Source organism: Bacillus hominis (genome assembly GCF_030348325.1).
Lineage (GTDB): Bacteria > Bacillota > Bacilli > Bacillales > Bacillaceae_G > Bacillus_A > Bacillus_A hominis.
In genome coordinates, this window is sequence record NZ_JAUCFS010000003.1 from 185,227 (window position 1) to 206,610 (window position 21,384).

Annotated in this window: 18 protein-coding genes and 3 pseudogenes; 5 read left to right on the forward strand and 16 right to left on the reverse strand. The window is 34.9% G+C overall.

Annotated elements, in window-relative coordinates; translation table 11 throughout:
* Nucleotides 1–175: 175 nt before the first annotated feature.
* Nucleotides 176–1,297, forward strand: a complete 1,122-nt coding sequence (gene tnpB, locus QUF93_RS01310) for an IS200/IS605 family element RNA-guided endonuclease TnpB (protein ID WP_289375128.1) — start codon at nt 176–178, stop codon at nt 1,295–1,297.
* Between the two features lie 235 nt (nt 1,298–1,532).
* Here tnpB and QUF93_RS01315 read toward each other — a convergent pair whose 3' ends face one another.
* The 4 genes and pseudogenes from QUF93_RS01315 to QUF93_RS01330 form a co-directional block, all read right to left on the reverse strand.
* Nucleotides 1,533–4,886 (reverse strand): trifunctional glycoside hydrolase family 18/polysaccharide deacetylase/glycosyltransferase family 2 protein, encoded by a 3,354-nt coding sequence (locus QUF93_RS01315; RefSeq protein ID WP_289375129.1) that lies wholly within the window; start codon nt 4,884–4,886, stop codon nt 1,533–1,535.
* 136 nt (nt 4,887–5,022) lie between these two features.
* Nucleotides 5,023–5,181: pseudogene (locus QUF93_RS01320) on the reverse strand (IS6 family transposase); the annotation flags it as partial.
* Between the two features lie 258 nt (nt 5,182–5,439).
* Complete coding sequence (locus QUF93_RS01325) at nt 5,440–6,126, reverse strand: IS6 family transposase (protein WP_289361150.1); 687 nt, start codon at nt 6,124–6,126, stop codon at nt 5,440–5,442.
* Nucleotides 6,113–6,611 (reverse strand): annotated as a pseudogene (locus tag QUF93_RS01330) (GNAT family N-acetyltransferase). Before QUF93_RS01330 ends, QUF93_RS01325 begins: the two are co-directional and overlap by 14 nt.
* 346 nt (nt 6,612–6,957) lie before the next feature.
* Between QUF93_RS01330 and QUF93_RS01335 the strand changes: the two are divergent.
* Together QUF93_RS01335 and QUF93_RS01340 are read left to right on the forward strand one after the other, a co-directional pair.
* Nucleotides 6,958–7,308 (forward strand): ASCH domain-containing protein, encoded by a 351-nt coding sequence (locus QUF93_RS01335; protein WP_289361151.1) that lies wholly within the window; start codon nt 6,958–6,960, stop codon nt 7,306–7,308.
* 18 nt (nt 7,309–7,326) lie between these two features.
* A complete protein-coding gene (locus QUF93_RS01340; protein ID WP_289375180.1) occupies nt 7,327–7,767 on the forward strand; it encodes a DUF2269 family protein in 441 nt (146 codons plus the stop codon).
* Between the two features lie 657 nt (nt 7,768–8,424).
* On the opposite strand, the gene QUF93_RS01345 is transcribed toward QUF93_RS01340, so the two are convergent.
* A complete protein-coding gene (locus QUF93_RS01345) occupies nt 8,425–8,850 on the reverse strand; it encodes a GNAT family N-acetyltransferase (RefSeq protein ID WP_289361152.1) in 426 nt (141 codons plus the stop codon).
* Nucleotides 8,851–9,154: 304 nt separating this feature from the next.
* Complete coding sequence (locus QUF93_RS01350) at nt 9,155–9,589, reverse strand: NUDIX hydrolase (protein ID WP_289375132.1); 435 nt, start codon at nt 9,587–9,589, stop codon at nt 9,155–9,157.
* 729 nt (nt 9,590–10,318) lie between these two features.
* Here QUF93_RS01350 and QUF93_RS01355 point away from each other — a divergent pair.
* Nucleotides 10,319–10,816 (forward strand): CcdC protein domain-containing protein, encoded by a 498-nt coding sequence (locus QUF93_RS01355; RefSeq protein WP_002161984.1) that lies wholly within the window; start codon nt 10,319–10,321, stop codon nt 10,814–10,816.
* Nucleotides 10,817–10,976: 160 nt separating this feature from the next.
* On the opposite strand, the gene QUF93_RS01360 is transcribed toward QUF93_RS01355, so the two are convergent.
* From QUF93_RS01360 to QUF93_RS01370, 3 genes and pseudogenes are all read right to left on the reverse strand, one after another.
* Nucleotides 10,977–11,102 (reverse strand): hypothetical protein, encoded by a 126-nt coding sequence (locus QUF93_RS01360; RefSeq protein ID WP_289361154.1) that lies wholly within the window; start codon nt 11,100–11,102, stop codon nt 10,977–10,979.
* Between the two features lie 147 nt (nt 11,103–11,249).
* Nucleotides 11,250–11,384: pseudogene (locus QUF93_RS01365) on the reverse strand (helix-turn-helix domain-containing protein); the annotation flags it as partial.
* Nucleotides 11,385–11,594: 210 nt separating this feature from the next.
* Nucleotides 11,595–11,957 carry a YrdB family protein gene (locus QUF93_RS01370; protein ID WP_002161986.1) on the reverse strand — a complete coding sequence of 121 codons (363 nt, stop codon included), beginning with the start codon at nt 11,955–11,957 and terminating at the stop codon, nt 11,595–11,597.
* Between the two features lie 581 nt (nt 11,958–12,538).
* Between QUF93_RS01370 and QUF93_RS01375 the strand changes: the two genes are divergently transcribed.
* Entirely contained in the window at nt 12,539–12,880 is a 342-nt protein-coding gene (locus QUF93_RS01375; protein WP_289361156.1) for a YolD-like family protein, read from the forward strand.
* A gap of 388 nt (nt 12,881–13,268) precedes the next feature.
* On the opposite strand, the gene QUF93_RS01380 is transcribed toward QUF93_RS01375, so the two are convergent.
* From QUF93_RS01380 to QUF93_RS01410, 7 genes are all read right to left on the reverse strand, one after another.
* Complete coding sequence (locus QUF93_RS01380) at nt 13,269–14,699, reverse strand: IS4-like element ISBce2 family transposase (protein ID WP_080019313.1); 1,431 nt, start codon at nt 14,697–14,699, stop codon at nt 13,269–13,271.
* A gap of 232 nt (nt 14,700–14,931) precedes the next feature.
* Entirely contained in the window at nt 14,932–16,362 is a 1,431-nt protein-coding gene (locus tag QUF93_RS01385; RefSeq protein WP_289375109.1) for an IS4 family transposase, read from the reverse strand.
* Between the two features lie 263 nt (nt 16,363–16,625).
* On the reverse strand, nt 16,626–17,078 hold the full coding sequence (locus tag QUF93_RS01390) for an SMI1/KNR4 family protein (protein WP_289375134.1): 453 nt from the start codon (nt 17,076–17,078) through the stop codon (nt 16,626–16,628).
* A gap of 232 nt (nt 17,079–17,310) precedes the next feature.
* The gene (locus QUF93_RS01395; protein WP_289375137.1) at nt 17,311–17,538 is read right to left on the reverse strand and encodes a hypothetical protein; all 228 of its coding nucleotides are present in this window, start codon (nt 17,536–17,538) and stop codon (nt 17,311–17,313) included.
* Between the two features lie 361 nt (nt 17,539–17,899).
* A complete protein-coding gene (locus tag QUF93_RS01400) occupies nt 17,900–19,441 on the reverse strand; it encodes an SNIPE associated domain-containing protein (protein WP_289375139.1) in 1,542 nt (513 codons plus the stop codon).
* A gap of 378 nt (nt 19,442–19,819) precedes the next feature.
* Nucleotides 19,820–20,038: a hypothetical protein gene (locus QUF93_RS01405; protein ID WP_289375140.1), complete on the reverse strand. Its 219-nt coding sequence runs from the start codon at nt 20,036–20,038 to the stop codon at nt 19,820–19,822.
* 509 nt (nt 20,039–20,547) lie between these two features.
* Nucleotides 20,548–21,318 (reverse strand): PH domain-containing protein, encoded by a 771-nt coding sequence (locus QUF93_RS01410; RefSeq protein WP_016132782.1) that lies wholly within the window; start codon nt 21,316–21,318, stop codon nt 20,548–20,550.
* Nucleotides 21,319–21,384: the final 66 nt, after the last annotated feature.

Below are 21,384 nucleotides of genomic sequence, written 5' to 3' on the forward strand. Positions count from 1 at the left end.
AAGAAGACTCCTTCCTCAAGGAACGCGAAGTGAGTAGGTGGGAGATGAATTGGCTTTGGACAAGGGATGTCAGGAAGCCATCTTAATTGTTCGACATACATAAACTGTTACTTCACTACCTATCGAATGTACGTTTGTTGTATAATAGAAACATACCGAAATGGAGGTGAAATGAATGATGATTAATAAAGCATTTAAATTTCGTATCTATCCAAATAAAGCACAAGCAACCCTAATCAATAAAACGATTGGCTGTTCCCGTTTTGTATTCAATCATTTCCTATCTCTATGGGATAATGCATACAAAGAAACAGGGAAAGGTTTGACATATGGTACATGCTCTGCCAAACTCCCTGCCATGAAGAAAGAGTTTGTTTGGCTAAAAGAAGTGGATAGTATCGCGATTCAGTCGTCTGTTCGCAACCTTGCGGATGCTTATACACGCCTTTTCAAAAAACAAAACAATGCCCCGCGTTTCAAATCTAAGAAGAACAACGTACAATCTTATACCACAAAACAAACAAATGAAAACATTGCCGTTGTAGGAAACAAAATAAAATTGCCAAAACTAGGTCTTGTTCGATTTGCCAAAAGTCGTGAAGTAAAAGGACGTATTTTAAATGCTACAGTTAGACGGAACCCTTCTGGCAGATACTTTGTGTCATTGTTAGTTGAAACAGAAGTGCAAGCACTTCCGAAAACAAATTCTTACATTGGAATGGATGTGGGACTAAAAGATTTCGCCATTTTGTCAGATGGAACAACCTATAAAAATCCGAAGTTTTTTCGATCATTAGAAGAGAAGTTGGCAAAAGCACAGCGTGTTCTTTCTAGAAGAATGAAAGGATCTTCTCGCTGGAATAAACAACGAGTAAAAGTAGCTAGAATTCATGAATACATGACGAATGCTAGAAAAGATTACTTGGACAAAATCTCGACTGAAATCATCAAAAACCACGATGTTATCGGTATAGAGGATTTGCAAGTATCGAATATGTTAAAGAATCATAAGTTAGCAAAAGCAATTAGTGAGGTATCATGGTCACAGTTTCGAACTATGTTGGAATATAAGGCAAAATGGTACGACAAACAAATCATTGTCGTATCAAAAACATTTGCTTCAAGCCAATTATGTTCTTGTTGTGGATATCAAAACAAAGACGTTAAAAATCTAAACCTACGTAAATGGGACTGCCCTTCTTGCCATACACACCATGATAGGGATATTAACGCAAGTATCAATCTAAAGAATGAAGCGATAAGGCTTCTAACCGCAAGGACTGTGGGGATAGCCTAATAAATTAGAGTTCGATAGAACTCTTTACTTAGGAATCCCCCTCTTCTAAACGAAGTGAAAGTGGGGGTAGTTCAATCCAATAGATAGTTAAGTCCACATAACCCTTTCAGTATAAAAACGAATACAAAGTACAGGGAATCGGTTGAAATAAGTCTAAATTGTGTTTAAACTTACAATTTTCTTTTTTTGATATGGTGAATCCTTTTAACAAAAAGAGAGCAGATTATCTGCTCTCTTATGATGCCTCATTATGTTCAGAGGAGTGCTTAACACTCCCCATTCTCTTTAGTTTATTCCATCCTACCGCTACCCCTCGAATAGATGAAAATACAGATTTAATTACAACATAAGTCATAAATTGACGATAAATAAAGCGTTGTAAAATTAACCATGCTAATGGTTTAGGATTCTCTTTCTCTAATTTAAATGCAAAAAGAGAAGCGAGAAGATCCATTGCAAAGAACACAAGATAAAATCCTAAAACTTTTAGAGGATTACTACCAAACATCCCCATAATCATTAATATATCTGCTAAAGGAGCAATGAATTGCAGGATATATTGGAACAACCACATATTAGGTAATGCAACAAACCCTAATGTTTTATGCTTTGCATTAAACAATGCCTTTCGATGCTTCCAAAGACATTGGAGTGTACCATACGACCAACGATATCGCTGTTTAATGAGACTTTTCACATCTTCAGGCGACTCCGTATAAGCATATGCTTTTTCTTCATATACAATTCTATGCCCTTGACGTAAAAATGTTATAGTAAGATCCGTATCTTCTGCAAGTGTATCTTCACTTAAATATCCAGATTCAACTACATTCTTTTTACGCCATGCTCCAATAGCTCCAGGAACTACCGTGATACAATTCAACTCATCAAAAGCTCTGCGTTCTAAATTAAATCCTGTAATGTATTCAACATGTTGCCAAGTAGTTAACAAATTTCGTCTATTTCCCACTTTGACATTGCCTGAAACTGCTGCTACATTATGATTTTCAAAGTGTCTAATCATTAGAGAAATAGCATCTTGCGCAATAATAGTATCCGCATCTAAAGTGACAATGATTTCTCCTCGTGATTTTTGAAATCCTAAATTCATTGCGGATGATTTCCCACCATTTTCTTTCTGAATTAAACAAACTTTAGGATGTTTATGAAATGCTTCTTGAATTACTTTTGACGTACCATCTTTCGATCCGTCATCAACAACAATAACTTCAAACTCTCTATAATTACTATCCAAAATTGAGCGAATCGTCTTAGCTATAACCTTCTCTTCATTATATGCTGCTATCACAACACTAACAAAAGGTTGATAAGACGAATTAGCAAATAAACGAGAGTTTGTTTTCTTTTTTTGCTTGAATGAAAAATAAATTAAAAATAGGAATCGGAAAATACCTAATCCAATAGCAATATAAAAAATAGTTGTTAATATATGCTTAGAATATCCCGCTCCTGAAAAAACAGCTTTATTGTAAAGTAAATATTGCTTATCCTCAGAAGAAACGAGAGGCATAACCTCATCTCGTTCTTTACCCATTAAATCTGAAATTGTTACAAAACTATATCCATGCTTTTTAAGGTCTTTAATAATCATCGGCAGCGCCTCTACCGTATGGGTACGATTCCCTCCTGCATCATGGAGAAGAATAATATTTCCCTCCCCCTTATAAATGGGATTAAGAGTACGCTTTACTAATTCATTTGTTGATGGAGTCGCCCAATCCTCAGGATCAACTTCTTCTGCCACCATTGTATAGTTCATATTTTGTGCACGCAAAATAGGCAGTATTTCATTTGATGAATCCGGGTTAGCATCTGCTTCAAACGGTGGCCTAAATAAAACCGTAGAATGTCCAGTTATTTCCTGAATCAGGCGCTGAGTTGTATTCAGCTCTACTTTTGTTCGTAGTAAAGACGTATCAGCTACATTAGGATGCTTGAAGGTATGATTGCCAATTTCATGCCCTTCATCGTACATTCTTTTAACAAGACTAGGATTTAGTTGGGCGTTTTCACCAAGTATAAAAAAGGCTGCTTTTATTTTATGCTCTTTTAATATATCTAGAATTTCCGGGGTGTATTTAGGATCTGGTCCATCATCAAATGTTAGTACTACTTGTTTTCCTTTTGGTTTTCCATAGCGCTGCACTTGATATGCAGATGGTAGTGATTGATACACTTCATCTGTAAGATAACCTTCTTTTCCTACTTTAAAATCTCTCAATCCATTTTGTCTTTCATTTTCAATCTGTAAAATTTCGCCTTGTCCAGAATAATTTACTTCATCTAAACTAGCGATTTTATGTAATGCATCAGGATTTTTTTGTACTTCAATAGGATCTTTTAAAGCTTTCCATACAGTAGGATCTTCTGCTCCTAGTCTCCATAATGCAAACCCCTTTGCATTATTGTTCATTGCAATTTTGACTTGATTATAAAGAGTAACACCATCTAAGAACCAAGCAGTATGTTCTTTCGCTCCTTTTTTATATCGAAAATAAGGGTTTCCACTGATCTTATCCCATTGAATTTTTATATTTGAATCATGAGCCATTTTCATAACTTCTGAGAAAGTTAAAGGCTCCGCAGGTTTTTCACTCTTCACTTCCCAATCATATCCATAATTACCAAAAGCAACTATAAGTTTCTCAGAGGGAATGTTTAGATCATTGAGCGTATGTTCAAACCATTTATTTGAAGCAATTGGTCCTGATGTCCCTGCTCCATAGTGCTCATCATACATCATTACAATCATACGATCTATTACTTTGGCTAATGCACCATAATCAAAGGCTTTATCATTAGCAGGGACATCTTGCGTTACGAGCAAATGATGTTTATGAAAGACCGTAGTAAGTTCTTTCATGAAATTTGTTAATTTATCTCTATCGCCTTCAGGTATTGACTCAAAGTCAATATTAATACCTGCAAATTGATTCTCTTCAATTCGCTTTACTAAATCATTAATAAACTTTGTCTGTACATTACCTGGAGCATTCAGTAACTTATGAATAAGTTTACTATCAGGACCAGAAGCTTCTTGAGTATAGTTAGTAAGCAAAGGCATAATTTTTACATGATTTTTTTTTGCTAACTTTACAATCTCAGGTTTAATCTCACTACTAATTGTTAAGTTTTCTTTTAAGTGATACCATTCTGGAACTAACATTGTTAATGAATCAATATTTTCTTTTAAAGAAGCAGTACTATTTTCATCCCAGTTTACATAAAAACCATAAACTTCTTTAGGTTGTTCGCCATTGTCTGTTGGATTTTCGGAATTTTCTTTATTGTTTATTTCGGTATTAGGAGATTTGAATTCTTCCTTCTTTAACTGCTGGTCGCTGAGTTTTTGATTAATAGGTACAAGTTTAGTATCTTGCTTTACAGAAGGATTCATATTTGGAATTTCTGGTGTTGAAAAAATACTTCGAAAGAAAAAATAAAATACAATACTTATGCTAACTATTGAGATACATAGAAACCAACTGAAAGCTATTTTTCTTCTTCCTTTAGGATCATAAAAAACGGGTTTTGAGTTATCTTTCTCTTGTTGAATTTTTTTCTCCATTATTTTTTTTACATACTCCTTTTCTTTTTATTCTAAGTACAAACGCAAGCTATTTTACTAGATAGACCTTCTAGGGTTTTGGTGCGAAAATAGCTTAATAAGAATATAGAACAGTAATTTCCTGTTAACTTTGAGATCAAACGACTAATCCACATATCTTATGAATGACTTCAACCTCATTTTGGGCAGATTTCACCCTTTGGTGAAGTTGCCCTTTTTTCATCATATGCATGGCTTCGATACCTCTTAAAATCAAGGTTTCTGTACGAAATGATTTCAATTCTAATTGCTTTCTTCACTATACATATTCGGAGGAAATAAAAATTTTATGGGGGTCAAAAAAATAAAAAGCTGACAATTTCATCATTTTTTCATATATTCATATGTAAAAATAATAGCATTCATTTTTCATATATTCATATGTAAAAATACTCGCATTCATTTTATCTCGCTATTCGCGGGCAGTAAAACCCTCACATATCAATATTCTTTATACGGTTCTGTTGCAAAGTTACCCAAAACATAGAGAATCTAGAGTTGCATCGTTAAATGGTTATGCAACCATTAATAATTCCTGTAATTCGTTATACACCGAAAAGGCGGAGCCTATTTGAAGACTTCGCCTTTGTTTGTATAGGACATGAATGGTTTCAATGCCTTTTATTGTACGAGAAGCATGCCGGAGAGTTTGAAATCCCGATGACTTAGCAAAACGACGTTTCACATGTCGGTGGTCTTGTTCTATACGATTATTCATATGTTTAACGGTACAATGAACGGTGCTTTTGTAAAAGCCTTTCTCCTTTAACTTTTTAAATGCACAAAGTAACGCTGGCGCCTTATCTGTTGTCAGAACCGTTGGTTCCCCAAAAGTTTTAACCAATCTTTTCATAAAGGCATATGCCGCCTGATTATCCCGCTTTTTACGAAGTTGAATATTAAGCGTATGGCCTTCTTTATCAATCGTACGATATAAATAACACCATTTTCCTTTGACTTTTATATAGGTTTCATTCAGTTTCCAAGATAAGTGTACGTTCTTCTTTTTCTTCTTCCATATTTGATAGATCAAGTTACCATATTCATGAACCCAGCGCATAATGGTTGTTGGGTGAACAGACACCCCACGTTCCTTCAGTATTTCAGTTACATCGCGATAGCTTAAAGAAAAACGACAATAGTAGCCGACGGCTACTAAAATAATAGTTTGTTTGAACTGTTTCCCTTTAAAATATCCCATTTGTTACGCTCCCGTTCTTCTTTTTCCAAAGTTTAATCGAGTTCCTAAAACTTTGCAACAGAACCTTTTCTAGCACCCGTAAGGACGCAACATTCCAAGCGCGTACAGTCGACCAAAAGTCTGTGGCGCCCTGTAGCAATCGCACCGTCCAGCACAACGGATGCTGCCTCAGTCGCATAGCCTTTACGATGAACACTGCGGAACAACTCGTATGCGATCTCCGGCTCTTCAAGTGTGGAACGACCGATAATCAAGCCACCGTATCCGATGAAATCGCCTTCGTCTCGTCGGCGAATAGTGAGAAGGGAAATGCCATTTTCGACTGCTCTCTTGCGCATCTCGATAAGCTGGATACGAACGGCGTCAAGGGTTGGCATGTCCACACCACGTTCGCCAATTAATTTTCTCATCCAGGCCTCCCACATACTCAGGTCAAGTCGTTCAGTTTTCAGCTGGAACGCCATAGCTTTAAATAAAGCTGTCATAGTGGAAACCTCCTAGTTATGTCACTGCACTCATAATAGCTTCGCACCTCATCACCACATCAGGTTTGAAACCCGGTTGATTCGCGAATCTATTTTCCAACTCTCGCGAGAGTTTATAGCAACAGTATACAAAAAATTAGTGTTATTTTATGCATAAGCAATTGCCCTACAAAATAGACATTTTTGTCAAACTTTTTTACTAATTATCAATCTTTATTTTTAATCTACAGTATAAACATTGTATGAAAGTTTGTTATCCCTATTATGTAGAAACTTGCTATATAGAATAATTTTTTTATATGATAAAGTGGGCTTATGCTTAAATGAAAAAAGGAGAGTGACCCAGATGACAAACCAAAATGAAACGAACGCTTTACCACCAAAAACATGTACGATTGAACGTCTCATTACGATTCAGGAGGACATTGAAAAAGTACTTGCAGGACAGAAAACGGCTACTCGCCGCAACGGGAGATATGCGGATGTCGGGGAAGTGATGGAGCTTCAAGGTCACCGGTATGTTGTGGAGAAGGTCTATTCACAGTCACTTGGCGAATTGACTGATGAGCATGCACGTCAAGAAGGCTATGCGGATGTGGAGGAATATAAGCAATCTATCCTGTCTCTTCACCCTGGCATGCCGTGGCTGCCAAATATGAGAGTTTGGGTTCATGAGTTCCATCCCATCAAAGGTTAATGTGATATAAGGATGGACATGTTGTATCGACTACTTCTGTATGTACATATTTTTAGTGTAATCTTATCCATCGGCCCGTTTTTTGTATTGCTTCCGCTCATCAAAAAATTGCGGGCTACAGAGGCCCGAACACAGCAGGCTTATCTGGATGTATTCCGATTTTCGGTCAGGCTGGCCAAGCATGCCGGGCATGTGCTGGTTGCATCCGGGGTTCTGCTTGTACTGGCGGGCCCTTGGACTTGGAAGACCCCTTGGATTGTGATGACCCTTATTCTCATGGCGAGTTCAATATTTTTCCTGGCCCGCGCCTTTTCTCCGACCATTCGAAAATTCAGCGAAACGGGCCAAGAAAAGAACGCCTTGATTCAATTGTTGCGGCGTTCTATTTGGATTTACATTGTTCTTTTAATGGCGATGTTATGGTTCATGGTGACAAAGCCTGCGCTGTGGCAGGGGTGATAGATCTAGGGCGAATAGCGGCTTGCCGTTTGAATTCGCCAGGCGGCATGGAACAAGGTGTAGGTGTTAAAAAAAGTTTGATCAAAACCTTGTGTGAAGTATTGTTTTTCAGCAAAAAACAAGAGCTAAATTTTGAAAAAAGTCTGATCAAAATTTAGCTCTTTGGCATTTTACCCACATTCATTTTTTTAAAAAAAGTTTGATCATTTTATTTAATATATCTTTTTTTGTCCCGTAGATAAATCAGTTATACTGAAGTATCCATTTCTTATATCTACTTTGCCTTCTAGGTCTAATTAATCTTTTATAAGAAGAAATTATTTACGCCAGATGATTCAATCCATACACTAAGGTTCTTAAGAGATTCAACATAAATAAAAATAGTAGCTTGAGCTGATCGTTTGGCTTAAGCTACTATTTTTTATTTGGTTCTTGAAAGATGCTACTATGTGCTTCTGAATCGAGCTGTGGTGCTATGCGTTTAAAAAGTGTACCTTTTGAAGAGTGTAAAAAAGGAACCCGTTATGGATTCCTTTTTGTAATGATATGCATCGTTTCTATTCCTGAAAGAATAGATTTTACTTTTCCATACTAATCACTTCCTTTTTTAGAGTACTAGTATCAATGTCCAAGTTTTGGAGTGTTTGCACCAGAACCCTATTCTTCTTCTAAAATAGCGTAATAATACTCATCCCACCATTCATTTCCATGTGGTATACACTTCCTGAAATAGCCTTCTCTTCTCATTCCAATCTTCTCCATCACTCGATATGATGGGGTATTCTGTGGCTGACATGTAGCTATAATTCTATGTAATTTCATTTCCTTAAACCCATATTTCAATGTAGCTTGTGCTGCTTCAGAAGCATATCCTTTATTGAAATATTTAGAATTGAACACCCAACCAATCTCATAAGTATGTTCACCAATGTTTTCATTCACAAAGTTTCTTGTATCTTCTTCAGTAAAAACCCCTTCAGGTATGTATTTCATAACATTGATATCTGATGTATACTCATGGACAGCTTGCCAATCTTTGAACTCAAATTTTCGTATTAATAATCTTTCTGCTTTTACAGACATTTACTTTTCCCCCTCAAAAAATAGTAACTTTATTTCAAATCAACATTTAACCGAAAAAACAAAAAGAACTTGTAGGAATCCCTACAAGTTCTTTTTGTTTAAGGTGAATATACGGGACAAACAAACTATCTTACAGGTTCATCTTAGAAACTACAGGGGTAATGCTTTGACAAATATATTATATAACAAATATTAACATCCATAGATTTTAATTTCGAAAATTATGTGAATTAAGAAAATAGAATGGTATATCATTTTCACTTCCTAAAAAATCCATTTGTTCATTTCGTATAAATTTAAAGTGTTATGAAGAATGAATACGAATCAACGCTTCCGCCTGATTAATGCTTTCTTTTAAATAAATTGGCGAATTGGGGTGTTTTAATATTTCATCAGTAGTTAACCATAATACCTCTTCAACCTCATCGGGACTTTTAGAAAATGCCTCCCCCGATTCATATTCGCAAAGAAAAACAATATCCACAACATTTTCACCTGTATCGGTTACGAATGACGTACTATGTACATAATTTAGCCTGTCTTTTACGCTCACACCGACTTCTTCTAATATTTCTCGCTTTACTGTTCTCTCTAATATGTCTGATGAATTCCCTTCTATATCTACCTTACCTCCCACAAGAGAAAGCCAACCACCAGCATGTTCCTCTTTTTTGCTTCTTTCAATAATAAGCCATTTATCATTTTTCCTTATAGCACCTTCAACATTTACGATAAACATTTTAAAGTACCTCCTATAAATTATCCTTATTAATTTCGGGTATTTCCTATGCTTTGTAGCTTGTTCAAAAGCATAACCAAGTGTTTTTTGCCCTTTTTTATTTTCATATATGTACTCCCTTTCGAAAGCAAACGTATTTCTATATATATTGCTTTTATTATACCGTCTATCGTAGTTTTTAGGATATCGCTCTTTTACGTTTACAATTAAACAGCTTTATTATCACTGCACAGCTTGAATATAAACTAATGCGTGAAACGGCAACACCGATATTACCACAAAAGGCAGAAAAGAATAGCCCTACTTTGGCAGTGGACTTGTTGTTTAGCTATAAGCGCGCTATACGCTATTAGCTATATGCCAGGGGTATTGTATATATTGCATGTACTCAAATCATAATTTTAGATTGCAGCTGTTCCATTACAAAAAGTATTAAACTAACTAGCAAATATGCGATTTTCATATGGGAAATAAGGACAATTCTGAGACTGCATACTTAATAAAACAAGTATGTTTTTTTCTATAAATCTTTCAAAAGAAAAAAAGGCGTAATCCTTGATACATAAGGGATAAGCCTCTTTACTTACCTCTTGCAATAGTATGTAATGGCAAATACCTATATATGATATCACAAATTAATGTTATATTTCCCCAATCAGGATGAATACCACTATCCAACCATCTGTACTTTCCATATAATTGAAATATTCTATGTGTCGAGGTGAAATCATGGATTCTTCTTCGTTTTACTCTATTGTGATCATAATTGCTGCGTTAGTCATATGGCGTAGAACTTTGGCAATGTATCGCCCTATTAAAGGAAACGGAACCCGCATTCTCTTACCCATACTATTTTTGTTACTCCCCTGCATTCACATCATCTTAAATCCAAAAGCACATGCCGCTGGCTGGGAATGGATTTGTGCAGCTATCTTTGGATTTCTTTTGTCAATTCCACTTATTTGGACCACTCACTATGAACTCCGATTCGATCAGCATATTTATGCTGTAAGAAACAAGAGCTTTATTATTACCTTTCTCATCGTACTTATTATCCGTTTTTTACTTCGTGATTATTTAAAATGGCTAGGTCCAGAAACAGAAGCAGCACTATTTATGACTGTAGCACTGGGATATATCTTACCTTGGAGAATTATCTCTTTCATCAAATTTCGTCAACTATACAAAAGTCGAATCCAAACTAACAATAACATTGACTTACGATAACACTAATTATGTGAATGGAAAGTACTTTCAGAACTTCTGAGGGGACTTTCCAGGTTTTGCAATACATTGGTTTTATGCTAACAAAAGATGCTTATTTTTTTGAAGAACTATGTTAATTTTGAGGAACAAAGGGACAGATTTACTGCCCCCTATTGTTTACTTATTTTGATTTTTTTTGGGCTCTTAATGCGATTTTTTCAAGTCCATTTTCTCCCGCAAATTCTGCATCTGCTTTTGGTACAGCATTTTTATTGTTCTTCAATTGATTATTCTTATTTTTAGCCATTTTTTCACCACCCTTGTAGCTTGATTTAGTTATTCCTTCAAGGATGCCAACTATAATAAATACACTATATACAGATAGCGGAGTTGTGTTTTTTCGTCATCAGCACCCACGATTTTAGTTTGCTTTCTTTTTTGTAGCCTATGCGATTTGATTTACTTCTTTAAATAAACTGCCCCATTCGCTCAATAAGAAATTGAATACAAAGCGATTGCACCCAATGGTTTTAACAATTAATATTTTTTGTTCCTTCGTTGGATAGATACGAAATTTATATGCTTTGTTGTAGCTTTTGAATAAAGTTTGATTAAATTAACCTAATAAACCTTGATAAAAGAGCAAATAGAAAAAACGTGCTTTGAAAAAAGATTGATCAAAATACGCTTTTTCTATATTCAATTGAATCATCCTTTTATAAAAAAGTTTGATGATTTTTGTGATCCTTGCTCAATTAAAGCGCCCGATTATTGAAGTTCGGTTTTAGGCTAATCCACTTCACATATTAACTTTATGAAGCTTCAAGATAAAGACTGCTGCCACGATAAGAAGGGACACCGTCAGAAAAGTAACTGCGTACGCGCTTTGCCCACTTGCGTACAAAGCTGCGGAAGCAACAATGAACACAACCAGCTTAAGCGTAGTTCGTATGGGGAAGGAGAAGATGGGGAGCGACGCCTTCGGGGAGAGAAACATACCCCAAAGAGTGGCTATGACTAGTGGCGTGGCAACCGCGAGTATAATTTTGACCGCTGCCCCTGTCTTGATATGATAACCCCAGTAACTGAACGCAGCCATTGCACCAAGCTCCAGTAGAAAGAATCCGGTGAGGACGCTAACACCTATCCATTTTATTTCCATCCGACTCTTCCTCCCAATAAAAAGAATTAAGAAACTAATGTTAATTTTTTTATATACAATATGTTTCGGTCATATTCTAAAATCCTGCCATTTAACTTAATAACAATTATTTCAAAATTCTGTGATTTGAGCAATCGCTTTATTCCAGAAAATGGCCCAATTGTTGAAGATCAATTAATACATTAAAAAAAAAGACAATTTTAACTCTAAAAGTTAGACACGTTATTTCATTGGGCAGCTTCTTGGGCACGGGTCCGGTATTGTACCGGACTCCTGCCTTTTAGCTTTTTCTTTGCTGTTGTGTATTTTATATTGTGATGATCCATTGACAGTTACTTTTGTATCTATAGTAAATCCTAATCCTGCATCAACAGAACCAGCAACAACACACTTACCTACAAAGGGACTCCACAGTAATTTCTCCTATTATATATATAAATCATGCTTAGTTAAATTGGTTTGATTTTATAAGGAGCCAAAAACCTCTAAATATTTATTTTATAATCACATAATTAATCCTAATATACCTAAAGTTTGATATAATGATACGGTTATTAATAGCAATTAGGAGGATATACAGCATGAACTATACAAATATGCCAAAAGAAAGAGGAATGGTTAAACAGACTCCATTCACTACTATACCAGAGCAATTCGCTGGTATTCGTAAGATTGTTAAAAAGCAGACAAAAGTGGAGCGCCCTACATTAACCCAAGACGAACAAGAACGTATTGAAAACATGTTATTATGTTCATTTCTTTCTGAAGAGAAGAAATTGATTACTTATTATAGAGATGATCATTTGCTTACTAGATATATGACTGTAACTGACATAAATCCGATAGAAAATTTAATAACTTGTACTGATGCATCTTATAACAGAATTTTTCTTAAATTTATGGATATAATTGATTTAAGATAAAAAACATACTGTTTATAAAGTTTGATTAAAAACCTCTTACAAATCCACATTCTGTGTTACACAAAAAGACTCCATTTTGAAAAAAGATTGATCAAAATAGAGTCTTTCTTTGTGACTGGATGTTCCATTTTTATAAAAAAGTTTGATCAAAACACATTTAGAATTCTTTAATTGAAAAGATATAACATCGCATCTTTCTTATAAACATCGTGATTTTATTTCATATCCATATCTTAAGTTGATGGGCATGTGGTGCTACCCCACATCCATCAACTTAACGTATATTTTTATACAAAATGCGGTCTTTCCACGTAGTTTTTTATTATCTTTTATAGATGTTATAAAAGTAGGCACATCAAATAAACCCTGACGGGTTTCAAATTTTTCGCTATGCTACCTGATGGGCAGAAGTGGTATACTCATACACAACACCTAAAATATCAAAGACTGTTTTTTTCTCATATCTGTGAGATTTTCGTCCGTTTCGCTGTAGGAGGTTAAACAGACGAAGGAGAATCTTTGATAATTCTTGGGTGTTTTTATGTAGTGCTTGATGAAAAAGTAAGAAATAATCTTTAATTATGTACATCGCTTTATATTCACTTAGTTCTTTCTGTTTCTTACGTAACAGGAGTTCTCTCATTTTAAACATAGTAGAAGAACATAATAGGATACTAATGAGTTGTCCATAAAGGTGGCATTCTAATCGCTCTTGTTTAATAGATTTACAACGATGAATTCGAAACCAAGATTTCCATATTTTAAATAACAGCTCAATTTGCCAACGCAGTGAATATAAATCATAGATTTTCTCTTTCGGTACCCATTCCGTAGGAATGTTTGTCATATATACCGTAATTCCTTGTAAAAGTTTCGTACGCTCTGTATATGTAATCCCTTTTTTCTTTTCGCGAATAGCTCGATCATGTAGACGTTTCTGTTTTTGCTCCTCTGTACATCTATAAACCACAATGCGAGTGGGTAGTTTGTCTTTGCTCCCTACATATACATCATGTAATTCATACACTTGGCCAGGTTGTAATTGGTTCATGATGTCTTCCAAATGAATTTGTATATATACCGGTCTCAATTGAGCAGGTTTTGTTTTAAATACCACTGTTTCGAATTCTTTTCTATATATTTTAGTTGGTAATTTAAGACGCGATAAATAATACCCTTCCTTATCTTGGATCGATTTAAAGTCTTGTAAACGAAAATACCCTAAGTCACGAATATATAGTTCATTCTTTTGTGTCATGTCCATTCGAGTCGCCCCATATGCCTGATCACTTCGTTTTCCTGGTTCAATTTTCACATCAGAAAACTCTCCACTCAACAAGTCATACTCTAATTGAATTTTCACACCAGCTGTATGACTACAGCCTCCGGCACCAGGATAAGTAGCTGCGAATCGATCTGGAACTTGAAAGGTTGTAGAATCAAGGATGCGAATCCGCTCAAAGTAAGCAGAAAGAGAATGAGAAATTGTAGATGATCCTCCAATTTTAGCTTGTAGAAGTGTAGTAAATACATTTCGAAAGAAGGCTACAGAAGCCGAGTTAAATCGTCGATTCAGTCCCTCAGGACTTAATAAAATTCCTGTTGAAGTTTCTAATTGACTACAAAGTTGAGTAAGAGAGGTTGTAGCGATTTGTTGATTTAACCATACACACAAAGATAAAAAATGGTGCCCATGGCACTTACGTTTTCGTTTCATTCCACCTGCTTCTATAGCTAATTGATTAAGTGTAGCGGGAGACATATATCGATATAACTCTTCGGCAAATAAAGACAGCTCTTGTTTTTGATGCATATTCATAAAAAGCACGTCACCCTTTCTCATTAACATAAGAGAATAGTAACGTGCTTTTAAGTTTAAGAATAGTCTAAATCCTTAAGTTGATGGATGTGTGGTGCTACCCCATCGCTATCAAGCTAAGCTTATGCAAAGTCAATTTTAGACGAGATTGTTTCTTTTTTCTAAAGGGCAAGTGTAGTTGATTAAAAGATTTGCATACGAAATAAACCCTAGCGGGTTTCATTTTTTTGAATTAAGCGGCTTGATTATAAGACAGGGTACAATTGTAAACGACACCTAATATATCAAAGACCGTTTTTTTCTCATATCGATGAGATTTCCGCCCGTTTTGCTGTAGGAGATTGAACAGGCGAAGTAACACCTTTGATAACTCTTGGATGTTTTTTTGTATAGTTTGGAATAGAAGAAGAAAATAATCTTTAATCATATATATGGCTTTATACTCACTAAGCTCTCGTTTTTTCTTCATGAGGAGCAATTGGCGCATCTGAAACATGATAGAAGAACAGAGTAGAATGGCAATCAACTGACCATATAAATGGCACTCCAATCGTTCTGGTTTTATCTTTTTACAATGATGAATTTGAAAGAATGACTTCCACGTTTTAAATAAAATTTCGATTTGCCAACGCAAAGAATACCAGTCATGTACCTGTCCCATCGGGACAATATCTGTAGGGGTGTTTGTCATATATACATTGATACCACTGAGTCGTTTACTACGAGGAGAATACTTCATTCCTTTCTTTTTTTCTCTTACAGCTTGATCTTGTAATCGTTTTTGTTGCTGTTGTTTTGTTAATCGATGAACAATTACACGAGCTGGCACTTTATCATTCATTCCTACATAAGCATCAGCAATTTCACATGTTTGTCCTGGCTGAAGAGAGTTCATTACCGTCTCCATATCTATCTGTATATACTCTGTACCTTTCTTAATTCTTCCATCTTGAAAATAATCAGGGTTAGGATTTTTTTGATAAATACGTGTATTCGACTTGATACGAGAGATATAGTAGGCCTCTTTATCTTGTATATATTGAAGGTCTTTTAAATGAAAATAACCTAAATCTCGGATACATAAATCATTCGCCGTCACAGTTGGGGCACACAGAGAGCCGTAAGTGCGATCATGTTGTTTACCTGGACCTGTATGAATATGTAGGAACTGTCCACTTAACAAATCATACTCAAGTTGAATTTTTATCCCAGCTGTATGGCTGCAGCCTCCTGCACCTGGATAAACCGATGAAAATACATCCGGGAGTTGAAATGCAGTTGAATCTAAAATACGAATACGCTTGAAAACAGAAGTGTATGGAGAAGAAAGCGGCATAGATGCGGCCAATTTTTTGCTTAATAGTTCGGCTAGTAGGTGTTGTAAAAGTTGGACGGCCGCCTTATTAAATCGTTGATTCAGTCCCTCAGGACTGATAAGTACTGCTGTTGATGCTTCTAAACAGCTAGATAACTGAGTTAAAGAAGTCCTAGCTACATTTTGGCTCACCCATACACATAAAGCTACTAAATCTTTTGCTTGGTACTTACTGGTTCGTTGTACAAAACCAACATCTCTAGCAAGATTCCGTAAGGTATTTGGAGATAAAAAACTTTGAATCTCTTGAGCAAATAGTTGTAATTCGTCAGACACAGAAACAGACATAAAAAACGCCATCCTTTCTTATGATTCTACAGAAAGAATAACGTATTTTTTTCATTTTGAGGATATTTCTTTTTATTAGCTTGATAGCGATGGGGTAGCACCAACAAAACGCGAATTTCGTACGCTAAGCGATTTCTCACATAGAAAAAGCCGATTTCTTGTATGGAATAATCGGCTTCTTAAATCAAAGCAATAAAAGAATATTAAAACTTTATAAAACTGTATTATTACTTAAATCACGATTTCTGGCATCTTATATCCAATTAATCCTCATCATACAGATTATCTACAGTTTCTTGTAAAGAATCTAATAGATACTCGCTAAAATTATCATAAGTAATGGCATACAGTTCCTTTGAAAAACGACTCCAAAAAACAACTGGACAATCGCCATCTTTCATTTTGCTTGTATCTAAGCATGTTACGGTGCCATCAATATCATTTAAAACAATATATTGTACTGGTAGGTCATATGTTTCTCTATACAATTTTGTGTGGTAGACAACGGATGAATCCGCAACTGTTTTTTCACAACCATGTATATCCATCCCGTCAAGACCACCACTACCATACTGTTTTAAAAACCAATGATAGCTGCTTGGAAATGTAATGTTTAGCATTTTTGCTGCTTCTTGAATCGTATCTTCATTTACAACTCCCATAAAATCGTCATCTTTCTCATATGTGGAAATGATTGAAATAATCTTGTCATTCATCTTTTTATTTCCCTTCTAAATGTTCTTGTGCTCTCATTTTCCAATAGTTATTTCTAAAATTATTATACTGTTTATAGGGATACCGCCAGCATTTTGGAATAAAACCACGCTAAGCAAAAAAATAAGCCATCCATATGGACAGCTCCTTTACATAATTTTCGTTATAGGAAGCTAATTTTTAATATTACAACAATTACCTCTCCTGTTCTGAGATAAGTGTAATCCACACTCACTAATCATTCTCACCTGAATACACTTTTAAATCTTCCATTGCTATGGCTATAGCATGTTTTTCTGTATCAATTAACGATATTCCCTGTTTAATAGGAGACCAATACTTATATCCATAATCCTCAAACCACGCAAAAACTTCTGTAGTGAAAAAGCCATTATTTCGTTTGATAACTTGAACCTTGTATCTTTTGTTTTGAGAAACGATCTCTTTAATGATTTCTGTCATTGTCTATCTCCTTCTACCTTTTATCCAGATTGTACCACATCAAGAATATAGATAATAAAAGGTATTTTGATTGCATATTCTATTCATGTCAGGTTAACATAACGTCCTATTATTGGTAGCAAGGAAAAAGAGGATCCCTACTCTCACAAGGAATCCTCCTTTTTCTTTTTCTATGACTCTATTCATTTTTTTATACATTCCTATCCTGGTGTAGGTTTCAGGGTTCCCGTTTGTTACTAGATTAGCCGAAAAACTGTATAAAATCTTGTATAAATAAAAGAGTACCAGTTTGTTAAACATATATTTAAGCAATCGGTACTCTTTTTGTATTTGTTTTAATTAAATTCAAAGGGAAAAAATATTAAACAGCTTGCAAAGGCTTATTTTCAAGTTGGATAGATTTTCTGAAGTCTTCAGCTTCAGCTAACTTTGTAAATTCAACCGTCTTGTTGTGGTTTTTCTTCACAACATTTTCTATTTCAGCCAACTCAACCCGGAAGAATTCTTTTCTTACATTTACCTTGTTCACTCGTTTATCGGCAAATGCTTGATGAAGGGCATTTTCCAAAGCAGGAGCATCTTCACTAAAGATCATTCCATGTACATCAAACGTAAATGGAACCGATGCATCACCCAATTCTTTCACACGATCCATAGGTTCTAAACGACGAGTCATACCGATTTTAAATACGTTTTCACCAAATGAACCTATATTTGAAATGATATACACGTAACCGGCACGAGTGTTTTGTACTCTGTACAATACATCTTCTTTATTTTTCCGCGTTTGCTCCAGCTGTGCTTCCAATTCTTTAAGCTTCTCAATTAATTTAGCCTGTTGGTTTTCAGTTGTTTCAGTCATTTGCATTTTTAACTTTTCAATTGCTTGCTCGAAGTGCTTTTCTTCTTTTTCCACTTTCTCTTTTGCTTTTTCTAACTCTTTTAATGCTTTCGCTTCTTCTCTCATGCGTTCTTTTATCTCAAGCTGCTCTTCTTTTTCTTCTTGTTTCATTTGTTCAAATGAATACTTTAAGTACAACTCTTCGATCTTTAATTTTAAATAACCGGGTGTAATTGATACCTTTTGCATATCAGTGAGTTTGTTCAATTCATCATAAATCTTTTTAATCCTTTTCTCACTTGCTTCCAGGTTAGAGTATTTTACTTTTGTAATGATATTGTCGCATTCATTATTGAATGCTCTCAAGGTAAGTTTAATTGTATCAAGTATGAATTCCTTACCTTTCTTTCTATCATCTCCAATTGTCCAGTCCAAGCGATGAAATGTAGCTTCTTTATCCTTAACCATTTTCTTTTGTTTTTGTCGAATCTCATTCAATTTGATTTGGAATGCCTCTGACGTTTCAAAACCATATTTCGGATTTGTAAATCCAAATGATTGCATAAGTATGTCCTCTTTTAGAAGGATAACTTCTCTTTGCAAACTATCAATCTCTTGAATAATTGCTTGTTTATTGGATGTGAATCCTTCAATCTCCTCGTTCAATTTTTGTTTAGATTCGGTTAAATTTACAAGTGATTGAACATCCTCAATTCTTTTTGCAAGGGCATCCTTTTCTTTATTCATATTATCAATTTGAGAGGAAATGCTATTTTTCACTTCCGTTAGGTCTGTAATAGGTTTGAAAGTTTCGAGCTCCGCTAGAACTTCTTGTTTAGCTAATGTTAGCTTTTGCAACTCTTCACTAAGACTGGCAATTTGCTCTTTAACATTTACAACTTTATCAAATCCATTTTCTTCCCAAACTTGTTGTACTTTCTTCATTTCCTTATTTCGGTTAATGACAAGGATGATTGCGATGATAGGGGGGATGATGAGGATCCATAAAGCAAATAAAATTCCAGTTACCCATGGTGAATACAGAAATTTTTCTTTATACATAGTTTTTTTTTCTCCTTTATTTACTTTTCTATCTTTATATTATAAACTCCCTAACATATTATAAAAAGAAGCTATTTTTATTAGGTTCTTTTCGCAAAGATTGTTGCCAATGGATTATGTTAATCAGTGTTATCAGTAGCAAAGACAAGGCGGAATCATACTCTCACAAGGAATCCGCCTTTTTCTGTTTCTATGACTCTATGCATTTTTTTATACAGTCCTATCCTGGCGTGGGTTTTAGGGCTCTCGTTTGTTACTGGATTAGCAAAAAACTGTATAAAACCTTGTATGCTCTTAGCGTGGTTTTTTTCCGAAATACTGGCGTACCCCTTAGAGTATAAAAACGTTAAAATGTGCGTGCTACCCCTTTAAATAAATTTATTCAGTTTCAAATTCAATGTCTTTAAGATCTTTAAGTTTAAATTTAATTTTTTTATGTCTTAGAATATAAAGACCCCCTAAGACCCCTCCTATAGCTAATGCTTTTTCAGGGTGTTTCCTTATCGCATCCCCCAACGCTTTACCTACTTCATCAACGGCTACCCTTACTTCTTTCATCTTTTCAACATTAGAAATAACTTTGTTTATTTCTGACATGTCTATCCCCCTCCTTCTTTATAATTTAGATATATTTAATATACCATTTTAAAGAGTTTTAATTGTATATAGAACTGGAAGCGATATCTAGGCATTACTAAAATAGTAAAGTTTTTGGTTATGTTTCTTGACTGAGTTAATACCTTAATTGTAATTGAATTCTGATTTAGGGACATATTTCGCAAGAAATCTATCCAAAACAAACAATACATGATCCATTTAGCGGATTAATTCAACATAAAATTAAATGTAGACTATTTGTATGATGTTTATTTATTATTAATAATTACGGTACGTGAAATTATTATGTGCTGTTATGAAAAAGCCCCCATAGATCTTATACCTATGAGAGCTGCCTAAGGGTATTTCATATTCGACTTAGTTCCATTGTAACAGGCTTTCGCCATATATGAGAAACATAATGACCCAAAATTACAGCATCTTTTTTAACTATTAATTTTTCAAAACAAGAAGACCAATCTAACTTGGTCTTCTTGTACATACTATGTTTATATACCTAGCAACTGTTTCTTTTTGGCATTAAATTCATCTTCTGTAATAACACCCATATCGCACAATTCTTTGAATTTTTTCAATTCATCTGCTACTGATGTAGGAGTAGGTATTGATTGTGGTTGAACTTCACTCGTGTTATTTTTTAAAGCATCCAGAACCTGATGAATATTATTGTTTATGGATGTTGCTGAAGCTTTGTCTAAAGCAACTTTAAATTTTTCTTGTGGTGTATCAATCGTTAGAAACCCGAAAAGCATCCCTGTTTCAAATGATATATCATTTATTTTTCCATGATCTACCGCTTTGAATTTTTCACCAGTTAAGTTTTTTTGTCCAAACATAATACGTTTATTGGTGATAGCATAGGCATAATTATTATCATGCTTTGTTGTAGATTGATAATTATGTATTCCGATAAACGCCATTTGAACTTTTTCACCGTTCATCAAGTTGTTTTCGAGCACTCTAAAGTGTTTTACTCCCCATTTTTCATTAAATCCAGAACCGAATTTATTATCAATGCAGTATTGATACATTCCTTCAGCGCTTGATAACGGGCCCTCACCACGTCTTGCTACTTTTTCATCGATTATAGCTTTAATTTCTTCAATAGTAACTTTACTTACGTCTACAACACCTAAGCCACCAGCTTCTTTAAAACAATCTGGGCAAACCCAAGCGTCAGATTGTTTCACCTTATACCGATTCAAGCCAACTTTGCTATCACAAACACCACAAACAGCTTTCCTATCGAAAAATCCCATAATTTAGCCCCCTTTTTGTCTCTTAAAACTGAGTATAGCACATCGATAACTAATAAAAATCTCTTC

Coding starts and splice junctions, on each gene's coding strand:
- QUF93_RS01325 (WP_289361150.1), bottom strand. CDS start 6,126: ATGGGATATTTTAAAGGGAAACAGTTCAAACAAACTATTATTTTAGTA.
- QUF93_RS01335 (WP_289361151.1), top strand. CDS start 6,958: ATGACAAACCAAAATGAAACGAACGCTTTACCACCAAAAACATGTACG.
- QUF93_RS01350 (WP_289375132.1), bottom strand. CDS start 9,589: ATGTTTATCGTAAATGTTGAAGGTGCTATAAGGAAAAATGATAAATGG.
- QUF93_RS01340 (WP_289375180.1), top strand. CDS start 7,327: ATGTTGTATCGACTACTTCTGTATGTACATATTTTTAGTGTAATCTTA.
- QUF93_RS01345 (WP_289361152.1), bottom strand. CDS start 8,850: ATGTCTGTAAAAGCAGAAAGATTATTAATACGAAAATTTGAGTTCAAA.
- QUF93_RS01355 (WP_002161984.1), top strand. CDS start 10,319: ATGGATTCTTCTTCGTTTTACTCTATTGTGATCATAATTGCTGCGTTA.
- QUF93_RS01375 (WP_289361156.1), top strand. CDS start 12,539: ATGAACTATACAAATATGCCAAAAGAAAGAGGAATGGTTAAACAGACT.
- QUF93_RS01395 (WP_289375137.1), bottom strand. CDS start 17,538: ATGACAGAAATCATTAAAGAGATCGTTTCTCAAAACAAAAGATACAAG.
- tnpB (WP_289375128.1), top strand. CDS start 176: ATGATGATTAATAAAGCATTTAAATTTCGTATCTATCCAAATAAAGCA.
- QUF93_RS01410 (WP_016132782.1), bottom strand. CDS start 21,318: ATGGGATTTTTCGATAGGAAAGCTGTTTGTGGTGTTTGTGATAGCAAA.
- QUF93_RS01360 (WP_289361154.1), bottom strand. CDS start 11,102: ATGGCTAAAAATAAGAATAATCAATTGAAGAACAATAAAAATGCTGTA.
- QUF93_RS01405 (WP_289375140.1), bottom strand. CDS start 20,038: ATGTCAGAAATAAACAAAGTTATTTCTAATGTTGAAAAGATGAAAGAA.
- QUF93_RS01400 (WP_289375139.1), bottom strand. CDS start 19,441: ATGTATAAAGAAAAATTTCTGTATTCACCATGGGTAACTGGAATTTTA.
- QUF93_RS01370 (WP_002161986.1), bottom strand. CDS start 11,957: ATGGAAATAAAATGGATAGGTGTTAGCGTCCTCACCGGATTCTTTCTA.
- QUF93_RS01315 (WP_289375129.1), bottom strand. CDS start 4,886: ATGGAGAAAAAAATTCAACAAGAGAAAGATAACTCAAAACCCGTTTTT.
- QUF93_RS01390 (WP_289375134.1), bottom strand. CDS start 17,078: ATGAATGACAAGATTATTTCAATCATTTCCACATATGAGAAAGATGAC.
- QUF93_RS01380 (WP_080019313.1), bottom strand. CDS start 14,699: ATGAATATGCATCAAAAACAAGAGCTGTCTTTATTTGCCGAAGAGTTA.
- QUF93_RS01385 (WP_289375109.1), bottom strand. CDS start 16,362: ATGTCTGTTTCTGTGTCTGACGAATTACAACTATTTGCTCAAGAGATT.